This is a genomic window from Pseudomonas sp. MOIL14HWK12:I1, from assembly GCF_000510705.1.
Taxonomy (GTDB): domain Bacteria; phylum Pseudomonadota; class Gammaproteobacteria; order Pseudomonadales; family Pseudomonadaceae; genus Chryseomonas; species Chryseomonas oryzihabitans.
This window is the reverse complement of sequence record NZ_KI783307.1, coordinates 273,486-298,039: the sequence shown is the minus strand read 5'-3', so window position 1 is coordinate 298,039 and position 24,554 is coordinate 273,486. Positions and strand designations below refer to the sequence as shown.

Sequence of the window (24,554 nt, the reverse complement as noted above, 5' to 3'; positions counted from 1 at the left end):
CCCTCCTCTTTCGTCTGACAGGAGTGCCCCATGGCAGCCCTGGAACAAACCACCGCCCAGAGCGCCGACAGCCTCGGTTTCGTCGGCATCGGCAAGACCTTTCCCGGCGTCAAGGCGCTCGCCGACATCTCCTTCAACGTGCGTCCCGGCTCGGTGCACGCCCTCATGGGCGAGAACGGTGCCGGCAAGTCGACCCTGCTGAAGATCCTCAGCGGCTACCACGCCCCCACCACCGGCCACCTCAACATCGACGGCCAGGAGCTGGTGTTCAAGAGCACCGCCGAAGCCATCCGCGCCGGCGTCGCCGTGATCCAGCAGGAGCTGCAGCTGGTGCCGGAGATGACCGTCGCCGAAAATCTCTTTCTCGGGCACCTGCCGGCGCGCTATGGCATCGTCAATCGCGGCCACCTGCGCCGCCAGGCCCTGGACCTGCTCAAGGGCCTGGCCGAAGAGATCGACCCCAACACCAAGGTCGGGCGCCTGTCGCTCGGTCAGCGCCAGCTGGTGGAGATCGCCAAGGCGCTCTCCCGGGGCGCCCGCGTCATCGCCTTCGACGAGCCGACCAGCTCCCTGTCCGCCCGCGAGACCGATCGGCTGATGACCATCATCGCCCGGCTGCGCGACGAAGGCCGGGTGGTGCTCTATGTCTCCCACCGCATGGAAGAAGTCTTCCGCATCTGCGACGCGGTCACGGTGTTCAAGGACGGCCGCCACGTGCGCACCATCGAGCGCCTGGCCGACATCACCCCCGACCAGCTGATCACCCTGATGGTCGGCCGCGATCTCGCCGACATCTACGACTACCGCCCGCGCGAGATCGGCGGTGGCTGCCTCAAGGTCGAGGGTCTGCTCGGCCAGGGCCTGCAGCAACCGGTGGGCTTCGAGGTCTGCCAGGGCGAGATCCTCGGCCTGTTCGGCCTGGTCGGTGCCGGTCGCACCGAGCTGTTGCGTCTGCTGGCGGGGCTGGAAAAGCACAAGGCCGGCAGCTTGAGTCTCAAGGGCGCCCCGGTCAGCCTAAGGTCGCCGCGTGACGCCATCGCCGCCGGCATCCTGCTGTGCCCGGAAGATCGCAAGAAGGAAGGCATCGTGCCCCTGGCCAGCGTGGCCGAGAACATCAACATCAGCGCCCGCGCCCATCACGCCAGCCTCGGCTGCCTGATCCAGGGTCGCTGGGAAAAGGCCAACGCCGAAAAGCAGATTCGCGCACTGAACGTGAAGACGCCCCACGCCGGGCAGAAGATCAAGAATCTCTCCGGCGGCAACCAGCAGAAGGCCATCCTCGGGCGCTGGCTGTCGATGCCCATGCAGGTGCTCTTGCTCGACGAACCCACCCGCGGCATCGACGTGGGCGCCAAGTCGGAGATCTACGCCATCATCCATGACCTCGCCGCCCGCGGCATCGCCGTGGTGGTGGTGTCCAGCGACCTGATGGAAGTCATGGGCGTGGCCGATCGCATCCTGGTGATGAGCGAAGGCGCCATCACCGGCGAGGTGGCCCGCGCCGAGTTCAACGACGAGCGCCTGCTGCAGCTCGCCCTGCCCCGTACCCGGGCCTGATGAAAACAAGAAAAGAGGTCACGTCCATGTCCGCCCAACCCCACAGCCTGACCCCGCCGCGCCGCGGTTTCGACACCCGCCGCTTCCTCGACGACTGGGCCATGATGCTGGCCGCCGTCGTCATCTTCACCCTCTGCGCGCTGTTCGTGCAGAACTTCCTCTCGCCGCTGAACATGCGCGGTCTGGGTCTGGCGATCTCCACGGTGGGCATCGCCGCCTGCACCATGCTGTTCTGCCTGGCCTCCGGCCACTTCGACCTCTCGGTGGGGTCGGTCATCGCCTGTGCCGGGGTGGTCGCCGCGGTGGTGATGCGCGAATTCGACAGCGTCTTTCTCGGCGTCGCCGCCGCCCTGGCCATGGGCCTGCTGGTGGGTCTGATCAACGGCCTGGTGATCGCCAAGCTCAAGATCAACGCCCTGATCACCACGCTGGCGACCATGCAGATCGTGCGCGGCCTGGGCTACATCTTCTCCGACGGCAAGGCCGTGGGCGTCTCCCAGGAGCAGTTCTTCGTGTTCGGCAACGGCCAGCTGTTCGGCCTGCCGGTGCCCATCGTCATCACCCTGCTGTGCATCCTGTTCTTTGGCTGGCTGCTCAACTACACCACCTTCGGCCGCAACACCATGGCCATCGGCGGCAACGAGGAAGCCGCGCTGCTGGCCGGCGTCCACGTCGACCGCACCAAGATCATCATCTTCGCCATGCACGGGGTGATCGGCGCCCTGGCCGGCGTTGTGCTGGCCTCGCGCATGACCTCCGGCCAGCCGATGATCGGCCAGGGCTTCGAACTCACGGTGATCTCCGCCTGCGTGCTGGGCGGGGTTTCCCTGGCCGGCGGCATCGGCATGATCCGCCACGTGATCGCCGGCGTGCTGATCCTGGCGATCATCGAGAACGCCATGAACCTGAAGAACATCGACACCTTCTACCAGTACGTCATCCGCGGAACCATCCTGCTGCTGGCCGTGGTCATCGACCGCTTCAAGCAGCGCTAAACCCAGACTCTGCCCTCCCCCGCGGCGCCAGGCGCGCCGTGCCGGGGACCGCTTTGCCCGTGAAATGCCCGAGGACCAAACAATGACCACGCCCAAACGCCCGCTCCGCTCCGCCCAGTGGTTTGGCAGCAACGACAAGAACGGCTTCATGTACCGCAGCTGGATGAAGAACCAGGGCATCCCGGACCATGAATTTCAGGGCAAGCCCGTCATCGGCATCTGCAACACCTGGTCCGAGCTGACCCCCTGCAACGCCCACTTCCGCAAGATCGCCGAACACGTCAAGCGCGGCATCTACGAAGCCGGCGGCTTCCCGGTGGAATTCCCGGTGTTCTCCAACGGCGAATCCAACCTCAGACCCACCGCCATGCTGACCCGCAACCTGGCCAGCATGGACGTGGAAGAGGCCATCCGCGGCAACCCGGTGGACGCCGTGGTGCTGCTCACCGGCTGCGACAAGACCACGCCGGCGCTGCTGATGGGCGCCGCCAGCTGCGACGTGCCGGCCATCGTCGTCACCGGTGGCCCCATGCTCAACGGCAAGCACCACGGCCGCGACATCGGCGCCGGCACCATCGTCTGGCAGATGCACGAGGCCTACAAGGCGGGTGCCATCGACCTCAACGAATTCCTCTCCGCCGAAGCCGGGATGTCGCGTTCGGCCGGGACCTGCAACACCATGGGCACCGCCTCCACCATGGCCTGCATGGCCGAGGCCCTGGGCACCTCGCTGCCGCACAACGCCGCCATTCCGGCGGTGGATTCGCGGCGCTACGTGCTGGCCCACCTGTCCGGCATGCGCATCGTCGAAATGGTGGAAGAAGACCTGCGGCTGTCGAAGATCCTCACCAAGGAAGCCTTCGAGAACGCCATCCGCCTCAACGCCGCCATCGGCGGTTCCACCAACGCGGTGATCCACCTCAAGGCCATCGCCGGCCGCATCGGCGTGGACCTGGAGCTGGACGACTGGACCCGGGTCGGTCGCGGCACCCCCACCATCGTCGACCTGCAACCGTCCGGACGCTTCCTGATGGAGGAGTTCTATTATTCCGGCGGCCTGCCGGCGGTGATCCGCCGCATGGGTGAAGCCAATCTGCTGCCCCATCCCGAGGCCCTGACCGCCAACGGCAAGACGATCTGGGCGAACTGCGCCGAGGCCCCCATCTACGGCGACGACGAGGTCATCCGCGCCCTGGACAACCCGCTGCGCGCCGATGGCGGCATCTGCGTGCTGCGCGGCAACCTGGCGCCCAAGGGCGCGGTGCTCAAGCCCTCGGCCGCGACCCCGGCGCTCATGCAGCATCGCGGTCGCGCCGTGGTGTTCGAGAACCTCGAAGACTACAAGGCGCGCATCGTCGACCCGGATCTGGACATCGACGAGACCTGCGTGATGGTGCTGAAGAACTGCGGGCCCAAGGGTTACCCGGGCATGGCCGAGGTAGGCAACATGGGCCTGCCGCCCAAGCTGCTGGCCAAGGGCATCACCGACATGGTGCGCATCTCCGACGCCCGCATGAGCGGCACCGCCTACGGCACCGTGGTGCTGCACGTGGCGCCCGAGGCCTCGGCCGGCGGCCCGCTGGCGGTGGTGCGCGAAGGCGACATGATCGAACTGGACTGCGCCTCCGGGCGCCTGCACCTGGATATCCCCGACGAAGAACTGGCCGCGCGTCTGGCCGACTGGCAACCGCCGGCCGATCAGCTGCTGGCCGGCGGTTATCGCCGCCTCTACGTCAACCATGTGCTGCAGGCCGACGAAGGCTGCGACTTCGACTTCCTGGTCGGCTGCCGCGGCGCCGAGGTGCCCCGCCACTCCCATTGATCCGCTTCTACCCCCTCTCCCTTCGGGAGAGGGTTGGGGTGAGGAGGCTTTACCGCCCCTCCTCCGGCTTCCGGGTCGCCTGACCCACCCTTGCACAACAACAAACCGAAAAGGTGGTCGAGATGAAACGCACGTTAGCCCTCACCGGACTTGGACTGTCACTCATGATCAGCACCCTTACCGCCCAGGCGGCCGGCCTCAGCAGCCAGCAGTCGAGCTTTGGCAAGCTGCCCGATGGCACCCCCATCGAGAAGTTCGTCCTGACCAACAGCCACGGCATGCAGGCCACCGTCATCACCTACGGCGGCGTGCTGCAGGCGCTCAAGGTGCCCGACCGCAAGGGCCACAGCGAAGATGTGGTGCTGGGCTTCGATGACGTCCAGGGTTATCTCGACAACCCCACGGTATTCTTTGGCGCCACCATCGGCCGCTTCGGCAACCGCATCGCCGACGGTCGTTTCAGCCTCGACGGCAAGAGCTACCAGATCCCGCAGAACGACAAGACCAACGCCCTGCACGGCGGTCCCCAGGGCTTCAACACCAAGGTGTGGAAGGCCGAGCCGGCCAAGGGCGACGGCTGGGTCGGCGTGACCCTGAGCTATGTGTCTCCCGATGGCGAGATGGGCTTTCCCGGCACCCTGACCACCCAGGTGACCTACCAGCTGGACGAACACAACCAGCTGACCCTCAAGTACCGCGCCACCACCGACAAGCCGACGGTGCTCAACCTGACCAACCACAGCTACTTCAACCTGGCGGGCGCCGGCAGTGGCACCGTGCTCAAGCAGGTGGCGATGCTCAATGCCGACACATACACGCCGGTGACCGCCAAGCTGATTCCCACCGGCGAATTGCCGCCCGTGGCCGGCACGCCCCTGGACTTCCGCAAGCCGACCGCCATCGGCAAGCACATCGCCGACGACAACCAGCAGCTGAAGTACGCCGAACCCAAGCAGGGTGGCTATGACTTCAACTGGGTGCTCAACACCGCGGGCGATCTGCAGAAGGCCGCCGCCGTGGTGACCGATCCGGGCTCCGGCCGCACCCTGACCCTCTACACCACCGAACCGGGCGTGCAGTTCTATACCGGCAACTTCCTGGAGGGGAACATCAAGGGCAAGGCCGGCAAGACCTACGGCCACTGGGGTGCCTTCACCCTGGAAACCCAGCATTACCCGGACGCCCCCAACCAGCCGAACTTCCCCACCACCCGCCTGGATCCCGGCCAGACCTACACCCAGACGACCATCTTCAAGTTCGCCGCCAAGTAAGGCGATTGCCGCTGCACGCAAGGCCGCTCCCAGGAGCGGCCTTCTTCTTTGGGGATTGTGCATGCGGCTTCCCTCACCCCAACCCTCTCCCGGAGGGAGAGGGGGTTGTTCCGGCACGCGCTTGGCTCTTCAGTAGCGTGGAAAACGGCGCAGCCTTTTCCACTGTCCTGCCACCCCCCTTCCACCACCCAATAAAAAACCCGGCGTCTCGCGACGCCGGGTTCTCAACCACTCAGGACCGCGCGATCAGATCGCGGCCTTGGTGTTCTCGCCGTTCACCAGGCGCTGGATGCCCAGCGGGTTGGCGTTCTGCAGGGCTTCCGGGAGGAAGGCGTCCGGATAGTTCTGGTAGCACACCGGGCGCAGGAAGCGGTCGATGGCCAGGGTGCCGACCGAGGTGCCGCGAGCATCGGAGGTCGCCGGATAGGGACCGCCGTGGACCATGGCGTCACAGACTTCCACACCGGTGGGATAGCCGTTGAGCAACAGGCGCCCGGCTTTCTGCTCCAGCAGGCCGATGATGGCATCGAAGCGTTGCAGATCGGCCGGCTCGGCCAGCAGGGTGGCGGTCAGCTGGCCATGCAGGCCTTGCAGCGCCTGCTGCAGCTGGGCCTCGTCGGCCACCTCGACCACCACGGTGGTGGGGCCGAAGACTTCTTCCTGCAGCAGTTCGTCGTTTTCCAGCAGCAGGCTTACGTCAGCCTTGAACAGCTGCGGACGCGCCTGGTTGCCTTCCTGGCTGGCACCGGCCAGGTGTTGCACGCCGGAATGAGCCAGCAGCGCCGCGACGCCCTTCTCGTAGCTCTTCAGGGTGCCCGGATTGAGCATGGTCTGGGGCGCCTGCTCGTTCATGGCACCGGCCAGGCGCTCGAGGAAGGCGCTGAATTCGGGCGAACGCAGGCCGATGACCAGACCCGGATTGGTGCAGAACTGGCCGCAACCCAGAACCACGGAGGCCGCGAGTTCGCCGGTGATGGCGTCGCCACGGGCCTTGAGCGCCTCGGGCAGGACCACCACCGGGTTGATGCTGGACATCTCGGCGAACACCGGGATCGGCTGCGGACGGGCCGCGGCCATGTCGCACAGGGCGCGACCGCCGCGCAGGGAGCCGGTGAAGCCCACCGCCTGGATGGCCGGGTGCTTGACCAGCTGCTCGCCCACGCCACCGCCATAGATCATGTTGAACACGCCCTTGGGCATGCCGGTCTTCTCGGCAGCGCGAATGATGGCGTCGGCCACGTATTCGGCGGTGACCATGTGGCCGCTGTGGGCCTTGAACACCACCGGGCAACCGGCGGCCAGGGCCGCGGCGGTGTCGCCACCGGCGGTGGAGAAGGCCAGCGGGAAATTGCTGGCGCCGAACACGGCCACCGGCCCCAGGCCGATACGGTACTGGCGCAGGTCGGGACGCGGCAGCGGCTTGCGCTCGGGCAGCGCGGTGTCGATGCGCGCACCGTGGAAGTCACCGCGGCGCAGCACCTTGGCGAACAGACGCATCTGGCCGCTGGTACGGCCGCGCTCACCCTGGATGCGGCCAGCCGGCAGCGCGGTTTCCTGGCAGACCAGCTGGACGAAGTCGTCACCCAGGGCATCCAGTTCGTCGGCGATGGCGTCGAGGAAGGTGGCGCGCTTTTCGGCGCTCAGCTTGCGGTACAGGGGCGCGGCCTGCTCGGCGGCGCGGGCGGCGGCATCGACCTCGGCCGTGGACGCCTGGAAGAATTCGTAGGGCAGCTTCTCGCCGGTCGTGGCGTCGATGCTGTAGACCCGCACCTCGCCCTCGCCGCTACGAGCGCCACCGATGTAGTTCTTGCCTTGGATCTGCATTGTTCTCGACTCCTTATACCTAGGGGTTCAGGGAAGACCACCCGCTACGGGGAGGTCTTCGAAAGGGTGGCACGCTCGGTGTCCGAGCGGCCGGGCCAGCCTGTGCGATACCCACTCTAGCATTCGCATAGTCAGCAGTCATCATACAACCATCAGAGCTGACGGACCTGCCCGGGCTGGAAAGCTGCCGCGCCGGCCTTGACGCCATTGCTCAGCGGCTCGCCGAATTCCGGCACCGCGATCTCGAATCTGTCGCCCGGCTCGACCCGCACCCCATCGGCGAAGGACAGGGTCGCCGTGCCGAAGAAATGTACATGGACATCGCCCGGCCGGAGGAACTGCGCGTACTTGAAGTGGTGATACTCGAGGTTCTCCAGGCTGTGGCACATGTTTTCCTCGCCCGAGAGGAATTCCTTCTCCCAGATCACCTGCTCGCCGCGACGGATCCGGCTGGTGCCCGCCAGATGGCGCGGCAGCTCACCGGTGCGCAAGGCCGGACCGAAGCTGCAGTAGCGTAGTTTGGAATGGGCTAGGTAGAGATAGTTCTTGCGTTCCATCACGTGGTCGGAGAATTCGTTGCCCACCGCATAACCCAGGCGGTAGGGCTTGCCGTCGTCACCGATCACATAGAGACCGGTCAGCTCCGGCTCTTCCCCGGCGTCCTCGGCGAATTCCGGCAGCGGGATGTCGCCGCCCGGACGCACCAGGATGCCGCCGTCGCCCTTGTAGAACCATTCCGGCTGTGCACCGGCGCTCCCCGCCGCAGGCCGACCGCCCTCCACGCCCCATTTGAACATGCGCATGGAGTCGGTCAGCTTGGCCTCTTCCTGGCTGTTCTGCTGGTGCATCTTGTCGCGGGTGTCGGCGCTGCCCAGGTGGGTCAGACCGGTCCCGGTGACCAGGCAGTGCGCGGGATCCTCATGGTCCAGCGGCGGCAGCAGGCGACCGGCCTCGAGCAGCTCGGCGTAGGCCGGGCCGGGCTCCAGGCCTAGGGTCTGCACCTGAGATTCCAGGGAACCGCCGGCACGGATGGCCTGCAGCGCCAGGGTCCGGGTGCTGGTCGCGCCGCGGACCTGCTGGACTTCACCGCGCTCGACCACGCCGACGCGGCGCTGGCCCTGCTGGTCTTCGAACTGAATCAGGTGCATGGCATTCTCCTTGTTGGTTATCGCCTGCAGGAGACTTTACTCGGCGCCATGGGGCCTGCCTAATGAGAGCTCCCTATCCCGCGATAACCAACGGTTATTCCCATGCTGCCATCCCTGGGCTCCATCGCCTCCCGTCTGCGCCTGCGGCAACTGCGCCTGCTGATCGCCCTCGACGAGGAAGGCTCGCTGCACAAGGCCGCCGAGCGCATCGCCATTTCCCAGCCCGGCGCCACCAAGGCCCTGCACGAGATCGAGAGCACCCTGGGCGCCACCCTCTTCCTGCGCACCCACCAGGGCCTGCAGCCCAATGACCTGGGCCGCTGCGTGATCCGCTATGCGCGGCTGATCGAAAGCGACCTGGCCCATCTGCGCGAAGAGATGCTCGGTATCCTGCAGGGCGAAGGCGGTCGGCTGGCGGTGGGAGTGATCATGGGCGCCGTGCCTCGGCTGATCGCCGCGGTGTCGCGCCTGGGGGCGGCGCAGCCCCAGCTGGGGATCGAGATCATCGAAGACACCAGCGTGCGCCTGCTCGACCTGCTCGACGCCGGTCGCATCGAACTGGCCATCTGCCGCAGCAGCGTCAGCCGCCGGCCGGATGCCTACGACTGCCTGGAGGTGCGCGAAGAGCGGCTGGAGATCGTCTGCCATCCCCGCCATCCGCTGGCGGAGTCCGAGACGCTGAGCCTGGCCGAACTGGTCGACAGCCGCTGGATCGTCTATCCGGCCAACCTGCCCATGCGCCTGACCCTGGAGCGGGAATTTCGCGCGGCGGAGCTGGAGTTTCCCCGCTATCCGGTGGAAACCTCCTCGACCTTCACCCTGCTCGGCCTGCTGCAGGAAGACGCCAACCAGGTGGCCATGCTGCCCAGCGACATCGCCCAGTTCGGCGAAAGACACGGCCTGCTGCGACGCCTGCCCGTGGTCCAGCGCACCCGCAACGAACCCTATTCGATCCTGGTCCGCCAGGGCGCGGGATTGTCGGCGGCCGCGCAGCTGCTGCTGGAGCAGTGGCGGTTGGCGGGGTAAAACCTCTATCGCCGCCATGGCGGTCCGCCGATGCGGCCGCTCCTACAGATGGAAGCACGACGGCTTGTTGCGATTTCGCCGAGGCTGACGTGACTGAACGCCTGCTCGGATAGCCCCCTCTCCCCTCGGGAGAGGGTTGGGGTGAGGGTGTCCCCTTCAGCGCAGTCTCCAGTGGAAAAGGCTACGCCGTTTTCCACGCTACGTGCTGCTGCGGCCGCGATGATTTCAGCGAGAGGAAAACCTCAATACGTCGGCAGCGTCACCCCGTGGAACAGGGTCTCCAGCTCCTGCCGCGAGGGCGTCTGCATCGCCTCGGTGAGGACATCGCGGGTCAGGTGCGGCGCGAAGCGGCCGATGAAGTCGCACATGAAGCCGCGCAGGAAGGTGCCGCGGCGCAGGCCGATCTTGGTCACGCTGGCTTCGAAGAGGTGGCTGGCGTCCAGGCAGACCAGGTCGGCATCGGCTTTGTGATCCACCGCCATGTCGGCGACGATGCCCACGCCCAGGCCGAGGCGGACATAGGTCTTGATGACGTCGGCGTCCGCCGCGGTCAGCACCACGTTGGGCTCAAGACCCTGGCGGGCAAAGGCCTCGTCGAGCTTGGAGCGGCCGGTGAAGCCGAAGACGTAGGTCACCAGCGGCTGTTCCGCCAGGTGTTCCAGGGTCAGGTGTTCCACCTTGGCCAGGGGGTGACCCTGGGGCACGATGACACAGCGGTTCCAGCGATAGCAGGGCATCATCACCAGATCGTTGAAGCGTTCCAGACCCTCGGTGGCGATGGCGAAGTCGACGGTGCCGTCGGCGGCCATCTCGGCGATCTGGGTCGGCGAGCCCTGGTGCATGTGCAGGGCCACGTCCGGATACTGCTTGATGAATTCGCTGATCACGTCCGGCAGCGCATAGCGCGCCTGGGTGTGGGTGGTGGCGATGGACAGGGTGCCCTTGCGCTCGTTGGAGAATTCCTGGGCGATCTGCTTGATGCTCTCGCACTTGCGCAGGATCTCGCCGGCGGTCTGGATGATGCGTTCGCCGGCCGGGGTCACCCGGGTCAGGTGCTTGCCGCTGCGGGCAAAGACCTCGACACCCAATTCGTCCTCGAGCAGGCGGATCTGCTTGCTGATGCCAGGCTGCGAGGTATAGAGGCTCTGGGCGGTGGCGGAAACGTTCAGATCGTGGTGGGCGACTTCCCAGATATATCGCAACTGTTGCAGCTTCATGCCGGCTCCTCGCTGACCCATGCGCAAGCATATAACAGTAAAGCAGGCCTTAAGGTTTTTCTAGACCAAAATCGAATTAAGTCGCGGAGGAATAAGACTGACGCTTACGGATCAGCCCTGTCGCAGTGGCACCAGATATACCGGAATGCGTGCGGTCTGCAGCAGGCGGCTGGCGGTACGTCCCAGCGGGGCGACCTGGGCGTCGCCCTGGCTGCGACTGCCGATCACCAGCAGATCCGCGGCGAAGTCCTGGGCCTGCTTGAGAATGGCGGCCGGCGGATCGCCCTGCACCACCCGCACGGCCCGGATCAGACCCACGGTGGCCGGGGTCTCCAGCAGGTCCTCGCGCAGCGACTCGAACACCTGCTGCTCGATGGTCTCCAGCACCAGCTCCAGACCGCCATTGCGCAGGCGATCCAGGGATTCACCATTCGGATGCTGTTGCAGCAGCGTGGAGGCCAGCAGGCCGAGCGGCTCCACCACATGGACGACATACAGCCGGGCCTGATGGATGCGGGCGAGATTCAAGGCATGCTGAAAGACATAGGACGAACACAGGCCCAGGTCCGTGGCATAGAGCAGCGAGCGGATCACGATTCCTCCTGGCCAGATCAGGCGACCTGACCGGTGCAATGCGGGATAGCCCTTTCCAGCGTAGCAGGGGAAAGACATTTGCGCTGCGAAGCGCGCGTTAGAGGCCTTTCAGGGTATTTCCTCGGGCTCCCGCGCCGCCGCGGCCTGGATCGCCGCCACCAGGGCCGGCTCGCGCAGGGGCGCCTGCACCGGGCCGAAGAAGTCGCCATCCCCGATCAGGAACAGTGCCGGCAGATGAAAGACCCCATAGCGCTGCACCAGACCGCCACTGCGCTCGGCATCCACCCAGTACAGCCGCTCGACCGGCAGCGCCGCCGTCGGCAGCACCTGGCGCGCCAGGCGGCAGGAGGCGCAACCGGCGCTGGTAAAGATCAGCAGGGAGCGCCCCGGCGCCGCCAGCAGGACGGCATCGGCCGTCCCATCGTCCAATTCCATGCTTTCCTCGTCGCGATCATCGCCAAAGCACGCCTTCGGGCGCGTCGATAGCGTCGTAGCCATTGTGAGCGGGCGGGACAAGCGTTAAGGTGCCCCACCCTCTCCATCGTATTTTGCCTGCACGGGCCCTGACCTGTCGCAGCGCCGTGACCGACGAGTAGCACCATGGCCGCACAGCCCCGCCTTAACGACCTCAACATCGAAGCCAACGAGCCGCTCATCACCCCCGAGCAGCTCAAGCAGGAAATCCCGCTGAGCGATCTCGCCGCCGACACCGTCGCCCAGGGCCGCCAGGTCATCCGCGACATCCTCGACGGCAAGGACCACCGCCTGTTCGTGGTGATCGGCCCCTGCTCCATCCATGACATCAAGGCCGCCCACGAATACGCCGAGCGCCTCAAGGCGCTGGCCGCCCAGGTCAGCGACAGCCTCTATCTGGTCATGCGCGTCTACTTCGAGAAGCCCCGCACCACCGTGGGCTGGAAGGGCCTGATCAACGATCCCTACCTGGACGACTCCTTCAAGATCCAGGACGGCCTGCACATCGGTCGCCAGCTGCTGCTGGACCTGGCGGAAAAGGGCCTGCCCACCGCCACCGAGGCGCTGGACCCCATCTCCCCCCAATACCTGCAGGACCTGATCAGCTGGTCGGCGATCGGCGCCCGTACCACCGAATCCCAGACCCACCGGGAAATGGCCTCGGGCCTCTCCTCCGCGGTCGGCTTCAAGAACGGCACCGACGGCAGCCTGACCGTGGCCATCAACGCCCTGCAGTCGGTGTCTAGCCCGCACCGCTTCCTGGGTATCGACCAGCGCGGCCAGGTATCCGTGGTCATGACCAAGGGCAACGCCTATGGCCATGTGGTGCTGCGCGGCGGCAACGGCAAGCCCAACTACGATTCGGTCAGCGTCACCCTGTGCGAGCAGGCGCTGGTCAAGGCCAAGGTCAAGCCGAACATCATGGTCGACTGCAGCCATGCCAACTCCAACAAGGACGCCGCCCTGCAGCCGCTGGTGATGGACAACGTCGCCAACCAGATCGTCGAAGGCAACAACTCCATCGTCGGCCTGATGGTGGAAAGCCACCTGGGCTTTGGCAGCCAGCCGATTCCGGCGGATCTGTCGCAGCTGCAGTATGGCGTCTCGGTGACCGACGCCTGCATCGACTGGGCCATGACCGAGAAGAGCATTCTCGACATGCACCGCAAGCTCAAGGATGTGCTGCCGCGCCGCGCGCGCAGCTGATCCTGCAGCAGATACGAAAACGCCGGGCTCAGCCCGGCGTTTTTCTTGGCGTGGCCATTCAGGCCAGCGGCGTCACCTGGCCACGACGTTCCAGGTAGTGCTCCACATAGGAGCAGGAGGGAATGACGCTGTAGCCGCGGCTCTCGGCGTAGTTCAGCGCGTACTCGGTCAGCCGCGCTGCCAGGCCGCGCCCACGCAGGGCATCGGGGACGAAGGTGCGATAGAAATCCATGGTCTGCTTGCCCAGATCCATGTAGGCGAGATAGGCGCGCTGGCCGTCGACAGAAAGGTGGAATTGATGATTGGCCTCATCGTGTTCCACGTGCAGGGACTCGTTCATGACTACTCCTTGGCGGTTTGGCTCCGCCTTATCCATTGTTATCGATGATACCCGAAGACGAGAACGCACCCTTCCTGTGCGGGACTGAGCCACAGCGCGTCAGACCCCTCCGGAAGAAGCAGGTTCTGACCAGCCGTCGCACCGAGAAGACACACTATATCAGGGCCGCCTGCGCGGGAGCAGGCGCGGCTCGGCGCTTGACAACTTCCGCTCATCCTCTAACGTTTTGAAACGTTCGCGACTTTCAGCCATCCAAGCAGTTGCTGATACCGGGTGCGCAGGGATTCCGGGACGAACACGGGGAGCCGAGAAGGATTTTCCGCAAAAAATCCTTCTTCAACGGGTTCGCTCAGTTTACTTACGACCGGTAATGAGTAGTATGTAGCCGCAATTTTCCACCTGGGAAATTGATCTTAAAACAGGATGTCTACCTCAAGGGGTTTACGATGAACAACGCTCTGAAATTCGCCGCCCTGGCTCTGGCCGCTGCTCTGGCCACTGGTTGCAGCACCGCTAACAAGGAAAGCGAAGCTCGCCTGACTGCTACCGAAGACGCCGCTGCCCGTGCTCAGGCTCGTGCTGACGAAGCCTACCGTCACGCTGACGAGGCCCTGGCCGCCGCTCAGAAAGCTCAGCAGACCGCTGACGAAGCCAACGAGCGCGCCCTGCGTATGCTGGAAAAAGCCAGCCGCAAGTAAGCGCCTCGGCTGGAAAGGCGAGTGGCAACAGTCGCCTTTCCCGGAGCAAACAAAAAGCCCGCCATCTCAGATGGCGGGCTTTTTGTTTGTCTGGCCGGCCGAGCGCGCTCGGCCGGTCGTGATCACAGGGTCTTGGCAGGCGCCTTGGCCACCGTACCCGGCGTCATCCCGGCCGGCAGGTCGGCGATTTCCACTGGCAGGCCGTCCTGGCCCTGGACCACGTCACGCACCGTGTTCCAGTTCACCGCGCTGTTGGCCTGCAGCAGGTCGTCACGCTTGATCAGCGCATTGACCACCGCGGCCTGACGGTCGATCTCGGTCGGATCGCCCTTCACGGTCACCGGCTGGTGGGCTTCCAGGTAGAGCTTGCCCTGGCTCACGCCGAACTTGTAGGGCTCGTCGATGATGCGCACCGGCGTGCCCACGGGCAGCATGCCGACCAGTTCGGTCACGTTGAAGTTGTACATGCGGAAGCAGCCATGGCTGACCTGCATGCCGATGCCGAATTTCTTGTCCGAGCCGTGGATGAGATAGCCCGGCAGGGTCAGGCGGATCTTGTAGGGCCCCAGGGGATTGTCCGGACCGGGCGGCACCACCTTGGGCAGCGGATCGCCTTCGGCGGCGTGCTCGGCGCGTACCGACTCCGGCGGATACCAGGACGGATCCTTGATCTTGTCCACCACCTTGGTCACGCCGATGGGCGAACCCCAGCCTTCGCGGCCGATGCCCAGCGGGTAGGTGAACACCGTGTGACCACCCTTGGGGTAGTAGTACATGCGGTATTCGGCGATGTTGATGACGATGCCTTCGCGCGGGCCGGGCGGCAGGATGAAGCGCGTGGGCAGCACGATCTCGGTGCCGGCGCCCGGCAGCCAGGCATCGACGCCCGGGTTGGCGGCCACCATCTCGGTGTAGCCCAGATCGTACTTCTGGCCGAGATCGGCAAAGGTGTCTTCGTAGGCGGCCTTGATGACCTGAACCTCGCCGACCACGTCTTCACCGGGTGGCGGCAGCGGCAACTCCAGTGCCTGCGCCGTACCCGCGCTCAACAGACCAAACAGCGAGAGGGAACCGACCAGGGTCGAAACGCGCGCGGGCATGGGATGAATCCTTGCAAGGAGCAAAAAGGTGACGGCGCGAATTGTACACGCCTCGATCGGCGTCCGGCAGGGCCTAGGGCCTGCTCAAAGGCTCGCGAGCTAGCGCCAAACTAGGCGAAAAGACCTGAGGAAGCGGAGTTTACGAGGGGTAAATGAGCATTCCGAAGGGATTTTCAACACCGTTTGGCCGACGCGCAGCAGACTTTGGGCAGGCTCTCAAAAGACCTGTAACGGATTCGGCAATCCCTGTTTGGCGCCCTGCAGCCGCTGCATGCAGGCCGGACAGAGGGTCTTGAGGCCGAGCGCCCGGCGATTCAGCGGATGCAGGCGGGGACGCGCCGGCAGCAGGGTACCGCACAGCGTCCGGTCGGTCGGCGAGCCCAGCTCCAGCTGCCGGGCGACGATATGGACTCGACCCTCGCGGCAGGCGAACAGGTCGAGCTGGGCATCGGGCTGGATCAGCTGATAGCCGTGCATGGACCGGGAAAGGCGGGACATCGGGATACTCCAGGGGCGGTTCCGCCGGGCGGTCGATTGGCCGGACCGGCGGGGCGCGCAACCTTAGCGGAAAGCCCCGTCGGGGAAAAGTCCGGCGTTCAGTCGCGCAGCAGCGGCTGCAACTGGGGCCAGGCGTTGTCCAGCAGGCGCTGCTGGGCATTGGCCTGGGGGTGGATGCCATCCGGCTGCATATAGGCCGGATCGCCGCCTACCCCTTCCAGCAGGAAGGGCACCAGGGCCACCTGCTGGGCCTTGGCCACGTCCGTGTAGACCTGGGCGAAGCCATCGGTATAGCGCGGTCCGTAGTTGGGCGGCAGGCGCATGCCCAGCAGCAGGACGCGCGCGCCCCGGGCCTTGGCCTGTTCCACCAGGGCGGTGAGGTTGCGCTCGAACTGGGCCAGCGGCTGGCCGCGCAGGCCGTCGTTGCCGCCCAGCTCGATGGCCACCACGTCGGGTCGATGCTCGGCCAACAACCGTGGCAGGCGCGCCAGGCCGCCGGCGGTGGTGTCGCCGCTGATGGAGGCATTCACCACCTGGTAGTCGAGCCGCTGCGCCTGCAGGCGCTGCTCCAGCAGGCGTACCCAGCCCTGCCCGTCGGCGAGGCCGTAGCCGGCGCTGATGCTGTCGCCCACCACCAGCAAGGTGCGCGCCATGGCCAGGGGCGTGAGGGTCAGGCAGAGCAGCGCCAGCAGCCAGGCAATGCCTTGCCGCAAAGGCGCGCTGGACTTCGCCCGCTTTTTTGACTCTAACTCGCCACAGCCGCCCGCGTGCGGGCCCTTCGAATACGGCATCGGATACCTCATGAGCGAAGTCATACTGCTGGCACGCGACCTTAGCAAGGTCGTCACGGGCGCGGAAGGCGCGCTGCCGATCCTCCAGGCGCTGGATCTGCAACTGCAGGCCGGCGACAGTTTGGCCATCGTCGGCAGCTCGGGTTCCGGCAAGTCCACCCTGCTCGGCCTCTTGGCCGGTCTCGACCTGCCCAGCGGCGGCGAGGTCCATCTTGCCGGTCAGCGCCTGGATACCCTCGACGAAGACGCCCGTGCCCGCCTGCGCGCCGAACGGGTGGGCTTCGTGTTCCAGTCCTTCCAGCTGCTGGACAGCCTCACGGCGCTGGAGAACGTCATGCTGCCGCTGGAGCTGGAGGGCGTGCGCCAGGCCCGCGAGCAGGCGGTGGCCCTGCTGGAACGGGTCGGCCTGGGCGAACGACTGCGCCACTATCCCCGGCAGCTCTCCGGCGGCGAGCAGCAGCGGGTCGCCCTGGCGCGCGCCTTCGCGCCGCGCCCGAGCATCCTCTTCGCCGACGAACCCACCGGCAACCTCGACAGCCGTACCGGTGCCCATATCAGCGATCTGCTGTTCGAACTCAATCGTGAGCGCGGCACGACGCTGGTACTGGTGACCCATGACGAGCGCCTGGCCGCGCGCTGCGCCCGCCAACTGCGCCTGGAAGGCGGCCGGCAGGTCGCGGCATGAGGCGTACCGGTCTGCCCTTCACCCGGCTGTTCGGCCTGGCCTGGCGCCAGAGTCTGAGAGAGCTCCGTGCCGGCGAGATCCGCATGCTCTGCCTGGCGCTGGTGGTGGCCGTGGCCGCCAGCGTCGCCATCGGCTACTTCACCGCCCGCCTGGGCGCGGGCATGGAAAATCGCGCCAGCGAATTCCTCGCCGCCGACCTGGTGCTGCTGGGCAGCGAACCGCCACGTCCGGAACAGGTAGACGCCGGCCTGCAGCGGGGCCTCGAACACAGCCGCTCGCTCAATTTCAGCACCATGGCCGCAGGTGCCGAGGCCCTGCAGCTGGCCAGCGTCAAGGCGGTCCAGGCCAACTTTCCCCTGCGCGGCGAGGTGCGCAGCGCGGCGGCGCCGGACGCGCCCGACCAGCCGGGCGGCGCTCCGGCGCCCGGGGAGGCCTGGGTCGAGCCGCGCCTGCTGCTGGCCCTGGACGCCAAGGTCGGTGATCGCCTGGACATCGGGCGCAAGGCCCTCATCATCACCCGGGTGCTCACCTACGAACCGGATCGAGCGGGTGACTTCTACAGCCTGACGCCGCGGGTGCTGATCAATCTCGACGACGTGGCCGCCACCGGGGTCATCCAACCCGGCAGTCGGGTGCGCTATCGCGAACTCTGGCGCGGCGAGCCCCAGGCCCTGGCCGCCTATCGCCAGGCGCTCACCCCGGCCCTGGCCGCCAACCAGCGCTTCGAAGGCCCGGGCGATGGCAATCGCCAGCTGGGCAATGCCCTGGAACGTGCCCAGCGCTATCTGGGGCTGGCCAGCCTGGTGGCGGTGGTGCTGGCCGGCGTGGCCGTGGCGCTGTCGGCCAATCGCTTCGCCGCGCGGCGCTTCGACGCCAGCGCCCTGCTGCGCTGCCTGGGTCTGACCCGCCGCGACGCCCTGGTGCTCTATGGCCTGCAACTGGGGTTGCTGGGGCTGGCGGCGAGTCTGCTCGGCGCCCTGCTCGGCTGGCTGGCGCAGCTGGTGCTGTTCGAGCTGCTGCATGGCCTCCTGCCAGCGCGCCTTCCAGCGGTCGGGATTGGCCCGGCGCTGGCCGGCATGGGCACCGGCCTGGTCGCCCTGGTCGGCTTCGCCCTGCCGCCGCTGGCCGCCCTGGGGCGGGTCCCGCCGCTGCGGGTGTTGCGCAGCGATCTGCAGCCCGTCCCCCTGCGCACCTGGCTGGTCTATGGCTGCGCCCTGCTCGCCCTGGGGCTGATCATGTGGCGCCTGTCGCTGGATCTGCGCCTGACCCTGGCGCTGCTGGTGGGTGGCCTGGTCGCGGGACTGCTGTTCGGCAGTCTGCTCTACCTGGCCCTGCGTGGCCTGCGCCGGGCCATGCAGGGTGCGCCCCTGGCCTGGCGGCTGGGTCTGGGTCAGCTGCTCCGGCATCCCCTGGCGGCGGTGGGCCAGACCCTGGCCTTCGGCCTGATCCTGCTGGCCATGAGTCTGGTGGTGCTGTTGCGGGGCGAGCTGCTGGAACGCTGGCAGGCGCAACTGCCGGCCGAGGCGCCCAATCACTTCGCCCTCAATGTGCTGCCGGACGAGCGCCAGGCCTTCGCCGCGGCGGTGGCCGGTCTCTCGCCCCACGCCAGTCCGCTCTATCCCATCGTGCAGGGCCGCCTGGTCAGCGTGAAGGGGCATCCGGCCCAGGAAGGCCTGGAAGACGACTCCCGCGGTGGCCGCGCCACCCGGCGCGATCTCAACCTGACCTGGTCGGCTGGGTTGCCGGACGGCAACCGCCTGGAAGCCGGTCAGTGGTGGGACGCGCTGCCCGCCGGCGACCTGCCCGGGGTGTCCCTGGAAAGCGAGCTGGCGCGCAGCCTCGGCGTCGGCCTGGGCGACACCCTGGGCTTCGTTATCGGCGATCGCCAGATCGAGGCGCGAGTCACCAGCCTGCGGCAGGTCAGCTGGGACAACTTCCAGCCGAACTTCTTCGTGATCTTCGCCCCGGGCGCCCTGCAGGACGTGCCCTTCACCTACCTGGGCAGCTTCTACCTGCCGCCCGGGCAACATCGCGAATTGCTGGCCCTGGCCCGGCAATTCCCGGCGGTGACCCTGTTGCCCATCGACGCCCTGCTCGATCAGCTGCGCAGCATCCTGCGCCAGGTCAGCGTGGCGGTGGAGTTCGTGCTGCTGTTCGTGCTGGCCGCCGGCATCGCCGTGCTGCTGGCCGGCCTGCAGGCGACCCTCGACGAACGCATCCGCCAGGGCGCCCTGCTGCGTGCCCTGGGTGCCCGGCGCGAGTTGCTGCAACGGGCGCGGCGCACCGAATTCATCCTGCTCGGCGGCGCCAGTGGCTTGCTCGCGGCGCTCGGTTGCGAGATCGTCAGCGCCCTGCTCTACCGGCTGGCCTTCGACCTGGACTGGCAACCCCATCCCTGGCTGCTGCTGTTGCCGGTGCTGGGCGCCCTGCTGGTCGGGGCGGCGGGCCTGCTGGGCACGCGGCGGGCCCTCACCGCCAGTCCGTTACTGATCCTGAGAGAAAGCTGATCCATGAGTCGTTACCGTCCGCCGCGCACCGCCGGCACGCCCCTGATCACCGCCGCCGGCGAAGCCCGGTTGCGCGCCGAACTCCACGACCTGTGGAACGTGCGCCGGCCCCAGGTCACCCAGGCGGTGAGCGAGGCGGCCGCGCTGGGCGATCGTTCGGAAAACGCCGAGTACATCTACGGCAAGAAGATGCTGCGGGAGATCGACAGCCGGGTGCGCTTCCTGCGCAAGCGGCTGGAGAATCTCAAGGTGATCCGCGAGCGCCCGGCCGATCCGACCAAGGTCTATTTCGGCGCCTGGGTCACCCTGGAAGACGACGAGGGCGCCGAGAAGCGCTATCGCATCGTCGGCCCGGACGAACTCGACCTCCGGCAGAACCTCATCAGCATCGACTCGCCCCTGGCGCGGGCGCTGGTCGGCAAGGCGCTGGACGCCGAGGTCCGCCTGCAGACGCCGGCCGGCGAACAGCGCTGGTACATCGTCGAGATCGCCTATCCCGAGGAATGACGGCTAGCGGCGACGGGTGATCACGCCCTGCCGCGCCACGCGGGTCAGTTCCCGCACTAGGGGTTCGAGACCGGCCTGGCCCGGCGACTGCACCACGGCGAAATCGAAGCTGTCGTCGCCGAAGGCGCGCAGCTGTTCGGCCCGGTCGGCGAAGCGGATCTGCAGGGTGCGGCTGTGCGGCCAGCGCTTGGGCCAGCCTTCGAGATAACGCAACAGGGTGGGCTGGTCGGGACCGCCGAGGAGGATGGCGGGATGACTGGCGAGTTTGCCCTGGGTCAGGGGAGTCAGGCGTAGCGGGAGCGGTAGCATGGACGAAATTCCGCCTCGTAGATCCAGCTGGGCGGTAGTACGAGGCCTGTTCCGTCCAGCGCTTTAGCGGTATTTGGGAGCGCCCCGCAAGTTGCTGTTTAAATCGGCGCGGGATCATCCTAGGGAGGGCTCGACCGCCCTGTCAAGCGGGCTTCAACCGTCCCCGCGACCGTTCTCCCTGGCCCCAGTCGCCGCCACGGCCGGCGCTTCCAGCCGGGCCCGTTCGCGACTGAAGGCCACCCGGTACTTGTTGACGCTGGCCACGTAGTTGACCACCCCGATACCCACCTCCTCGGCAGCGATGCGCTCGACCTGGAAGAACCAGCGATCGCCGTCCAGCCCCTGCTTGCGCGCCTTGGCCCGGAGCGCCTGGACGCGCTCCGGGCCAAGGTTGTAGGCCGCCAGGGTAAAGGCGCGGCGCTCGCGCTCGGCGAGCCGCGGACTGGAGAAGAATTCGCGGCGCAGGCGCGCCAGATACCGGGTGGCGGCCCTGACGTTGTCCTCGGCGGAATGCTGGTTGCGCACCCCGACGCTGCGCGCCGCCCGCGGGGTGATCTGCAGCAGCCCCGCGGCGCGGCCGGCACCGCGGGCATGGGGATCGAGGCCGGATTCCTTGTAGGCCATGGCGGCCAGGGTCAGCCAGTCGAAGTCGTAGGCCTTGGCGTAGCGCTGCAGCAGCGGCCGCACCTGGGCCAGGCGCTTGCGGTCATGGGCCTGCAGTGGATCGCGCACCTGGTAGCGGCGCGCATAGGCCTGGCGAAAGGCCTGGTCGTCGTCGCGCGCCTGGGGTTGCCGGCCGAAGGTCCGGATCCGCTCGGCGAGCTGGTGCGCCGGGGCGCGCAGATACCAGAGCTGCGCCTGGTCATGGGCCACCACCAGCCGATCGGCCACCCGCAGGCGCGGCAGCACCCGCGCCCAGCGATGGGCCAACCCGGACTCGACGACGCTGAGCGGATAGATGCCGGCCTGGGTCAGCTCCAGGACGTCTTCCACCGCCAGGGTCGGATCGGCCCACTCGACCTGCACCGGCCGCAGCCTGCGCTTCTCCAGCTGGGCGTTGAGCCGGGCCAGGGCCGGACCGGCCGCGCTGCCCTGGGGCAGCACCACCCGGCGTCCGGCCAGTTGCTCCAGATGGCGGGGCAGGCGCTGACCGCGCCCACCCACCACCACCAGACTGGTGGGCGCCGCCACCGACACGGCGATCAGCGCTGAATGCGGCGGCTGCAGCAGGGTTTCGCCCGGCGCCACCAGATCGCCCTCGCCGCGCTGCAGCGCCGCCAGGAGGTCGTCCTTGGCCTTGGGCACGAAGACCAGGCGCAGCGGCCGGCCCCCGGGCTGGTGCTGCAGGTAACGGGCGAAGGCCTGCAGGCGCCGATACTCGATGCCGAGCGCCTGGCCGTTCCATTCGCCGGAGCTGTGCCGACTCTGGTTGACCAGGACGCGCAACTCGCCGGCCCGCTCGATGGCGGTCAGGTCGCGCGCCGCGACATGGCGTGGTGCTTCGGGTGGCAGGGCACCGAGCCGTGCCTGGGCGGAGCAGGCAAGCAGGCAGCCAACAAGGACCAGGGTGAATCGAAACGGCATCCAGGACTCCTGACCTGGCCGGGACAGCGCCGATAGCACCCGGACTACGGATAGAATGAAGGGACAAAATCTGTGGAAGGTCCGCACCATGCAATTGATCGACATCGGCGTCAACCTCACCCACCCCAGTCTGCTCAAGCAGGTGGACGCGGTGATCGAGCGGGCCCAGGCCGCCGGTGTGATGCAACTGGTGCTGACCGGCACCACCCTCGAAGACAGCGAGAACGCCCTCAATCTCTGCCTGCGCCTGGATGCGGGCGAGGCGCTGTTCAGCACCGCGGGCGTCCATCCCCACGAAGCCTCGACCTGGAACGCGGCCGCCGCCAGGACCCTGCGCGACCTGGCCAGCCAGCCCAAGGTACGAGCCCTGGGCGAATGCGGCCTGGACTTCAATCGCGACTTCACCCCGCGGCCGCAGCAGGAGCGCTGCTTCGAGGAACAGCTGGCCCTGGCCGCCGAATTGCGCCGCCCGGTGTTTCTCCACGAGCGCGACGCCAGCGAGCGCATGCTGGCGATCCTGCGCGACTATCGGGACCACCTGCCGGCCGCCGTGGTGCACTGCTTCACCGGCGAGCGCAAGGCGCTCTATGGCTACCTGGATCTCGACCTGCACCTGGGCATCACCGGCTGGATCTGCGACGAGCGCCGCGGCCTACACCTGCACGAGCTGGTCGGGCAGATCCCGGTCGGTCGGCTGATGCTGGAAACCGATGCCCCCTACCTGCTGCCGCGCACCCTCAGACCCAAGCCGCGCCATGGCCACAACGAGCCGGCCTTCCTGCCGGAGATCCTGCGCACCGTGGCGCGCCTGCGCAACGAAACGCCCGAGCAGACCGCCCTGCACACCAGTGCCACCGCCCGCGCCTTCTTCGGGCTACCGGAGATCGCCGTGCCAGAGCGAATCGAGGAATTCGACTAGGCAGGGTTGCCGTTTCGCTAAAGTCAGACCCGCGCAAGCCGTTAACCTTTGGGCTTACTCCACGGCGTCAGACGTCTTCTCGCAGGGCGTTGACGCCAGTCAAGATCCGGGTCGCGCCGGCCTGCCAGGCTGTGCGGCCCCGCCGACTGGATGCCCCCTATGTTTGCCTGGCTGCGCGATATTTCCCTCAAGTACAAATTCTGGGCGGTCAACGCCGTTGCCTTCGTCACCAGCCTCCTGCTGGTGCTGTTCGCCATGCAATTGGAGGTCTCCGGCCGCGCCGAGCAGCTCAAGGCGGTCAAGGCCGTCGTGGGTGAGGCGGCTGCCAGCCTGAGCGCCCCGACCTTTACCGACATCTTCCTGGCCCGGGCACCGGAATACGCCCTGGCCGTGGGCGTGCTGATGCTGGTGCTGCTGGTGGCCTCGCAGCTGCTGATCCGCTTCATCCTCGGCAATCTGCAACGCCTCAAGGACACCATGCTGCGGGTGGAGCGCGACGGTGACCTCACCGCCCGGGTCGAGGTGCGCGGGCGCGACGAGGTCGGGCAGATGACCCAGGCCTTCAACGCCATGCAGGACAGCTACACCCGCGTCGTCGGTACCGTGGCCGCCAGCGCCGCGCGCCTGGACGAAGGCGCCGGACGCCTGGCCAGCGGCATGCAGGGCGTGCGGGGCGGCATGCAGGATCAGCAGCACGAGACCGACCAGGCGGCCACCGCCATCAACGAGATGAGCGCCACCGTGCAGCAGATCGCCGAGCACGCCGCCGGCACCCGTGACCAGTCCCAGGAAGCCGACCGCCTGGCCGGCGCCGGCCAGCAGGCCGTGGAGCGCGTCAGCCATTCCATCGCCGACCTCTCCCAGGGCGTGCAGCAGACCGCGGTGATGATCCAGGAGCTGGCCGAAAACAGCGAGCGCATCACCAGCGTGGTCAACGTCATCCACGGTATCGCCGAGCAGACCAACCTGCTGGCGCTCAACGCCGCCATCGAGGCGGCCCGCGCCGGTGAGGCCGGCCGCGGCTTCGCCGTGGTCGCCGACGAGGTGCGCAACCTGGCCAAGCGGGTGCAGGGTTCCACCGACGAGATCACCCGCATGGTCGACGGCCTCCAGGCCGGCACCCGCGATGCCGTGGAATTCATGCGCGAGAGTTCGCTCAAGGCCGATGACTGCGTGGTCCAGGCCGGCGCTGCCGGGCAGGCCCTGGCCGACATCACCGCCGCCGTGACCCTGATGCGCGACAGCAACACCCAGATCGCCGTGGCCGCCGAACAGCAGGCCCAGGTGGCGGAAGAGATGAGCAGGTCGGTGGTAGGCATCCGCGATGTCACGGAAAGGACCATGCTGCTGACGCAGGAGTCGGCCAGCACCAGCACTGAACTGGCCGCCCTCGCAGGAACCCTGAATCAGGCGATTCGCCAGTTGCGCCTATAGCCTCCATAGCGAGAGCGCATTCGCGCGGTTGCCCGACAGGCGGCAAGA

General features: G+C 67.2%; 22 protein-coding genes and 2 pseudogenes. 13 read left to right on the top strand and 11 right to left on the bottom strand.

Annotated features, from left to right (window positions below):
- Positions 1-30: 30 nt before the first annotated feature.
- From araG to PSEK12I1_RS0111315, 4 genes are all read left to right on the top strand, one after another.
- A complete protein-coding gene (gene araG, locus PSEK12I1_RS0111330) occupies positions 31-1,557 on the top strand; it encodes an L-arabinose ABC transporter ATP-binding protein AraG (RefSeq protein ID WP_027601583.1) in 1,527 nt (508 codons plus the stop codon).
- A 26-nt stretch (positions 1,558-1,583) separates the two neighbouring features.
- Positions 1,584-2,552, top strand: a complete 969-nt coding sequence (gene araH, locus PSEK12I1_RS0111325; RefSeq protein WP_027601582.1) for an L-arabinose ABC transporter permease AraH — start codon at positions 1,584-1,586, stop codon at positions 2,550-2,552.
- Between the two features lie 82 nt (positions 2,553-2,634).
- Positions 2,635-4,374, top strand: coding sequence for an IlvD/Edd family dehydratase (locus tag PSEK12I1_RS0111320; RefSeq protein ID WP_027601581.1), 1,740 nt, complete (start codon positions 2,635-2,637; stop codon positions 4,372-4,374).
- 122 nt (positions 4,375-4,496) lie between these two features.
- Entirely contained in the window at positions 4,497-5,645 is a 1,149-nt protein-coding gene (locus PSEK12I1_RS0111315) for an aldose epimerase family protein (RefSeq protein ID WP_027599000.1), read from the top strand.
- Positions 5,646-5,891: 246 nt separating this feature from the next.
- On the opposite strand, the gene PSEK12I1_RS0111310 is transcribed toward PSEK12I1_RS0111315, so the two are convergent.
- Together PSEK12I1_RS0111310 and araD1 are read right to left on the bottom strand one after the other, a co-directional pair.
- A complete protein-coding gene (locus PSEK12I1_RS0111310) occupies positions 5,892-7,469 on the bottom strand; it encodes an aldehyde dehydrogenase (NADP(+)) (RefSeq protein ID WP_027601580.1) in 1,578 nt (525 codons plus the stop codon).
- A 152-nt stretch (positions 7,470-7,621) separates the two neighbouring features.
- Entirely contained in the window at positions 7,622-8,617 is a 996-nt protein-coding gene (gene araD1, locus PSEK12I1_RS0111305; protein WP_027601579.1) for an AraD1 family protein, read from the bottom strand.
- A 102-nt stretch (positions 8,618-8,719) separates the two neighbouring features.
- Here araD1 and PSEK12I1_RS0111300 point away from each other — a divergent pair, with 102 nt between their 5' ends.
- Positions 8,720-9,643, top strand: coding sequence for a LysR family transcriptional regulator (locus PSEK12I1_RS0111300; RefSeq protein WP_007160554.1), 924 nt, complete (start codon positions 8,720-8,722; stop codon positions 9,641-9,643).
- Between the two features lie 242 nt (positions 9,644-9,885).
- On the opposite strand, the gene cysB is transcribed toward PSEK12I1_RS0111300, so the two are convergent.
- The 3 genes from cysB to PSEK12I1_RS0111285 form a co-directional block, all read right to left on the bottom strand.
- The gene (gene cysB, locus PSEK12I1_RS0111295; protein ID WP_007160555.1) at positions 9,886-10,860 is read right to left on the bottom strand and encodes an HTH-type transcriptional regulator CysB; all 975 of its coding nucleotides are present in this window, start codon (positions 10,858-10,860) and stop codon (positions 9,886-9,888) included.
- A gap of 111 nt (positions 10,861-10,971) precedes the next feature.
- Positions 10,972-11,454, bottom strand: coding sequence for a universal stress protein (locus tag PSEK12I1_RS0111290; protein WP_007160556.1), 483 nt, complete (start codon positions 11,452-11,454; stop codon positions 10,972-10,974).
- Between the two features lie 108 nt (positions 11,455-11,562).
- Positions 11,563-11,889 (bottom strand): co-chaperone YbbN, encoded by a 327-nt coding sequence (locus PSEK12I1_RS0111285; protein ID WP_007160557.1) that lies wholly within the window; start codon positions 11,887-11,889, stop codon positions 11,563-11,565.
- A gap of 165 nt (positions 11,890-12,054) precedes the next feature.
- Here PSEK12I1_RS0111285 and PSEK12I1_RS0111280 point away from each other — a divergent pair, with 165 nt between their 5' ends.
- Entirely contained in the window at positions 12,055-13,134 is a 1,080-nt protein-coding gene (locus tag PSEK12I1_RS0111280; RefSeq protein WP_007160558.1) for a 3-deoxy-7-phosphoheptulonate synthase, read from the top strand.
- Positions 13,135-13,192: 58 nt separating this feature from the next.
- Here PSEK12I1_RS0111280 and PSEK12I1_RS0111275 read toward each other — a convergent pair whose 3' ends face one another.
- Positions 13,193-13,474 carry a GNAT family N-acetyltransferase gene (locus tag PSEK12I1_RS0111275; RefSeq protein WP_007160559.1) on the bottom strand — a complete coding sequence of 94 codons (282 nt, stop codon included), beginning with the start codon at positions 13,472-13,474 and terminating at the stop codon, positions 13,193-13,195.
- Positions 13,475-13,920: 446 nt separating this feature from the next.
- On the opposite strand from PSEK12I1_RS0111275, the gene PSEK12I1_RS0111270 reads away from it, so the two are divergent.
- Complete coding sequence (locus tag PSEK12I1_RS0111270; RefSeq protein WP_007160560.1) at positions 13,921-14,172, top strand: Lpp/OprI family alanine-zipper lipoprotein; 252 nt, start codon at positions 13,921-13,923, stop codon at positions 14,170-14,172.
- Between the two features lie 122 nt (positions 14,173-14,294).
- Here PSEK12I1_RS0111270 and PSEK12I1_RS0111265 read toward each other — a convergent pair whose 3' ends face one another.
- The 3 genes from PSEK12I1_RS0111265 to PSEK12I1_RS0111255 all read right to left on the bottom strand — a co-directional run bounded on the left by PSEK12I1_RS0111265 (position 14,295) and on the right by PSEK12I1_RS0111255 (position 16,423).
- Positions 14,295-15,272, bottom strand: coding sequence for a L,D-transpeptidase family protein (locus PSEK12I1_RS0111265; RefSeq protein ID WP_007160561.1), 978 nt, complete (start codon positions 15,270-15,272; stop codon positions 14,295-14,297).
- Between the two features lie 216 nt (positions 15,273-15,488).
- Entirely contained in the window at positions 15,489-15,770 is a 282-nt protein-coding gene (locus tag PSEK12I1_RS0111260; protein ID WP_027601578.1) for a hypothetical protein, read from the bottom strand.
- Between the two features lie 98 nt (positions 15,771-15,868).
- Complete coding sequence (locus tag PSEK12I1_RS0111255) at positions 15,869-16,423, bottom strand: arylesterase (protein ID WP_219860090.1); 555 nt, start codon at positions 16,421-16,423, stop codon at positions 15,869-15,871.
- Between the two features lie 148 nt (positions 16,424-16,571).
- Here PSEK12I1_RS0111255 and PSEK12I1_RS0111250 point away from each other — a divergent pair, with 148 nt between their 5' ends.
- Genes PSEK12I1_RS0111250 through greB form a run of 3 tightly spaced genes read left to right on the top strand, consistent with a single transcriptional unit; the run spans position 16,572 to position 20,260 of the window.
- On the top strand, positions 16,572-17,246 hold the full coding sequence (locus PSEK12I1_RS0111250; protein ID WP_007160564.1) for an ABC transporter ATP-binding protein: 675 nt from the start codon (positions 16,572-16,574) through the stop codon (positions 17,244-17,246).
- A complete protein-coding gene (locus PSEK12I1_RS0111245; protein ID WP_027601577.1) occupies positions 17,243-19,753 on the top strand; it encodes an ABC transporter permease in 2,511 nt (836 codons plus the stop codon). Before PSEK12I1_RS0111250 ends, PSEK12I1_RS0111245 begins: the two co-directional genes overlap by 4 nt.
- Before the next feature lie 3 nt (positions 19,754-19,756).
- A complete protein-coding gene (gene greB, locus PSEK12I1_RS0111240) occupies positions 19,757-20,260 on the top strand; it encodes a transcription elongation factor GreB (protein WP_027601576.1) in 504 nt (167 codons plus the stop codon).
- Positions 20,261-20,263: 3 nt separating this feature from the next.
- Here greB and PSEK12I1_RS0111235 read toward each other — a convergent pair whose 3' ends face one another.
- Complete coding sequence (locus PSEK12I1_RS0111235; protein WP_027599007.1) at positions 20,264-20,569, bottom strand: hypothetical protein; 306 nt, start codon at positions 20,567-20,569, stop codon at positions 20,264-20,266.
- Between the two features lie 153 nt (positions 20,570-20,722).
- Complete coding sequence (locus PSEK12I1_RS0111230; RefSeq protein WP_027601575.1) at positions 20,723-22,153, bottom strand: transglycosylase SLT domain-containing protein; 1,431 nt, start codon at positions 22,151-22,153, stop codon at positions 20,723-20,725.
- Between the two features lie 88 nt (positions 22,154-22,241).
- On the opposite strand from PSEK12I1_RS0111230, the gene PSEK12I1_RS0111225 reads away from it, so the two are divergent.
- The 3 genes and pseudogenes from PSEK12I1_RS0111225 to PSEK12I1_RS25310 all read left to right on the top strand — a co-directional run.
- Positions 22,242-23,072 (top strand): TatD family hydrolase, encoded by an 831-nt coding sequence (locus PSEK12I1_RS0111225; RefSeq protein ID WP_027601574.1) that lies wholly within the window; start codon positions 22,242-22,244, stop codon positions 23,070-23,072.
- Between the two features lie 150 nt (positions 23,073-23,222).
- A pseudogene (locus tag PSEK12I1_RS25315) lies at positions 23,223-23,642 on the top strand (HAMP domain-containing protein); the annotation flags it as partial.
- Positions 23,643-23,975: 333 nt separating this feature from the next.
- A pseudogene (locus tag PSEK12I1_RS25310) lies at positions 23,976-24,506 on the top strand (methyl-accepting chemotaxis protein); the annotation flags it as partial.
- Positions 24,507-24,554: the final 48 nt, after the last annotated feature.

What these genes read in the sequence shown, in the direction of transcription:
- PSEK12I1_RS0111250 (WP_007160564.1), top strand. Translation starts at nt 16,572, where the DNA reads ATGAGCGAAGTCATACTGCTGGCACGCGACCTTAGCAAGGTCGTCACG.
- PSEK12I1_RS0111275 (WP_007160559.1), bottom strand. Translation starts at nt 13,474, where the DNA reads ATGAACGAGTCCCTGCACGTGGAACACGATGAGGCCAATCATCAATTC.
- PSEK12I1_RS0111230 (WP_027601575.1), bottom strand. Translation starts at nt 22,153, where the DNA reads ATGCCGTTTCGATTCACCCTGGTCCTTGTTGGCTGCCTGCTTGCCTGC.
- PSEK12I1_RS0111270 (WP_007160560.1), top strand. Translation starts at nt 13,921, where the DNA reads ATGAACAACGCTCTGAAATTCGCCGCCCTGGCTCTGGCCGCTGCTCTG.
- PSEK12I1_RS0111310 (WP_027601580.1), bottom strand. Translation starts at nt 7,469, where the DNA reads ATGCAGATCCAAGGCAAGAACTACATCGGTGGCGCTCGTAGCGGCGAG.
- cysB (WP_007160555.1), bottom strand. Translation starts at nt 10,860, where the DNA reads ATGAAGCTGCAACAGTTGCGATATATCTGGGAAGTCGCCCACCACGAT.
- PSEK12I1_RS0111315 (WP_027599000.1), top strand. Translation starts at nt 4,497, where the DNA reads ATGAAACGCACGTTAGCCCTCACCGGACTTGGACTGTCACTCATGATC.
- PSEK12I1_RS0111260 (WP_027601578.1), bottom strand. Translation starts at nt 15,770, where the DNA reads ATGTCCCGCCTTTCCCGGTCCATGCACGGCTATCAGCTGATCCAGCCC.
- PSEK12I1_RS0111280 (WP_007160558.1), top strand. Translation starts at nt 12,055, where the DNA reads ATGGCCGCACAGCCCCGCCTTAACGACCTCAACATCGAAGCCAACGAG.
- araD1 (WP_027601579.1), bottom strand. Translation starts at nt 8,617, where the DNA reads ATGCACCTGATTCAGTTCGAAGACCAGCAGGGCCAGCGCCGCGTCGGC.
- PSEK12I1_RS0111285 (WP_007160557.1), bottom strand. Translation starts at nt 11,889, where the DNA reads ATGGAATTGGACGATGGGACGGCCGATGCCGTCCTGCTGGCGGCGCCG.
- araH (WP_027601582.1), top strand. Translation starts at nt 1,584, where the DNA reads ATGTCCGCCCAACCCCACAGCCTGACCCCGCCGCGCCGCGGTTTCGAC.
- PSEK12I1_RS0111300 (WP_007160554.1), top strand. Translation starts at nt 8,720, where the DNA reads ATGCTGCCATCCCTGGGCTCCATCGCCTCCCGTCTGCGCCTGCGGCAA.
- greB (WP_027601576.1), top strand. Translation starts at nt 19,757, where the DNA reads ATGAGTCGTTACCGTCCGCCGCGCACCGCCGGCACGCCCCTGATCACC.
- PSEK12I1_RS0111225 (WP_027601574.1), top strand. Translation starts at nt 22,242, where the DNA reads ATGCAATTGATCGACATCGGCGTCAACCTCACCCACCCCAGTCTGCTC.
- PSEK12I1_RS0111320 (WP_027601581.1), top strand. Translation starts at nt 2,635, where the DNA reads ATGACCACGCCCAAACGCCCGCTCCGCTCCGCCCAGTGGTTTGGCAGC.
- araG (WP_027601583.1), top strand. Translation starts at nt 31, where the DNA reads ATGGCAGCCCTGGAACAAACCACCGCCCAGAGCGCCGACAGCCTCGGT.
- PSEK12I1_RS0111235 (WP_027599007.1), bottom strand. Translation starts at nt 20,569, where the DNA reads ATGCTACCGCTCCCGCTACGCCTGACTCCCCTGACCCAGGGCAAACTC.
- PSEK12I1_RS0111245 (WP_027601577.1), top strand. Translation starts at nt 17,243, where the DNA reads ATGAGGCGTACCGGTCTGCCCTTCACCCGGCTGTTCGGCCTGGCCTGG.
- PSEK12I1_RS0111265 (WP_007160561.1), bottom strand. Translation starts at nt 15,272, where the DNA reads ATGCCCGCGCGCGTTTCGACCCTGGTCGGTTCCCTCTCGCTGTTTGGT.
- PSEK12I1_RS0111255 (WP_219860090.1), bottom strand. Translation starts at nt 16,423, where the DNA reads ATGGCGCGCACCTTGCTGGTGGTGGGCGACAGCATCAGCGCCGGCTAC.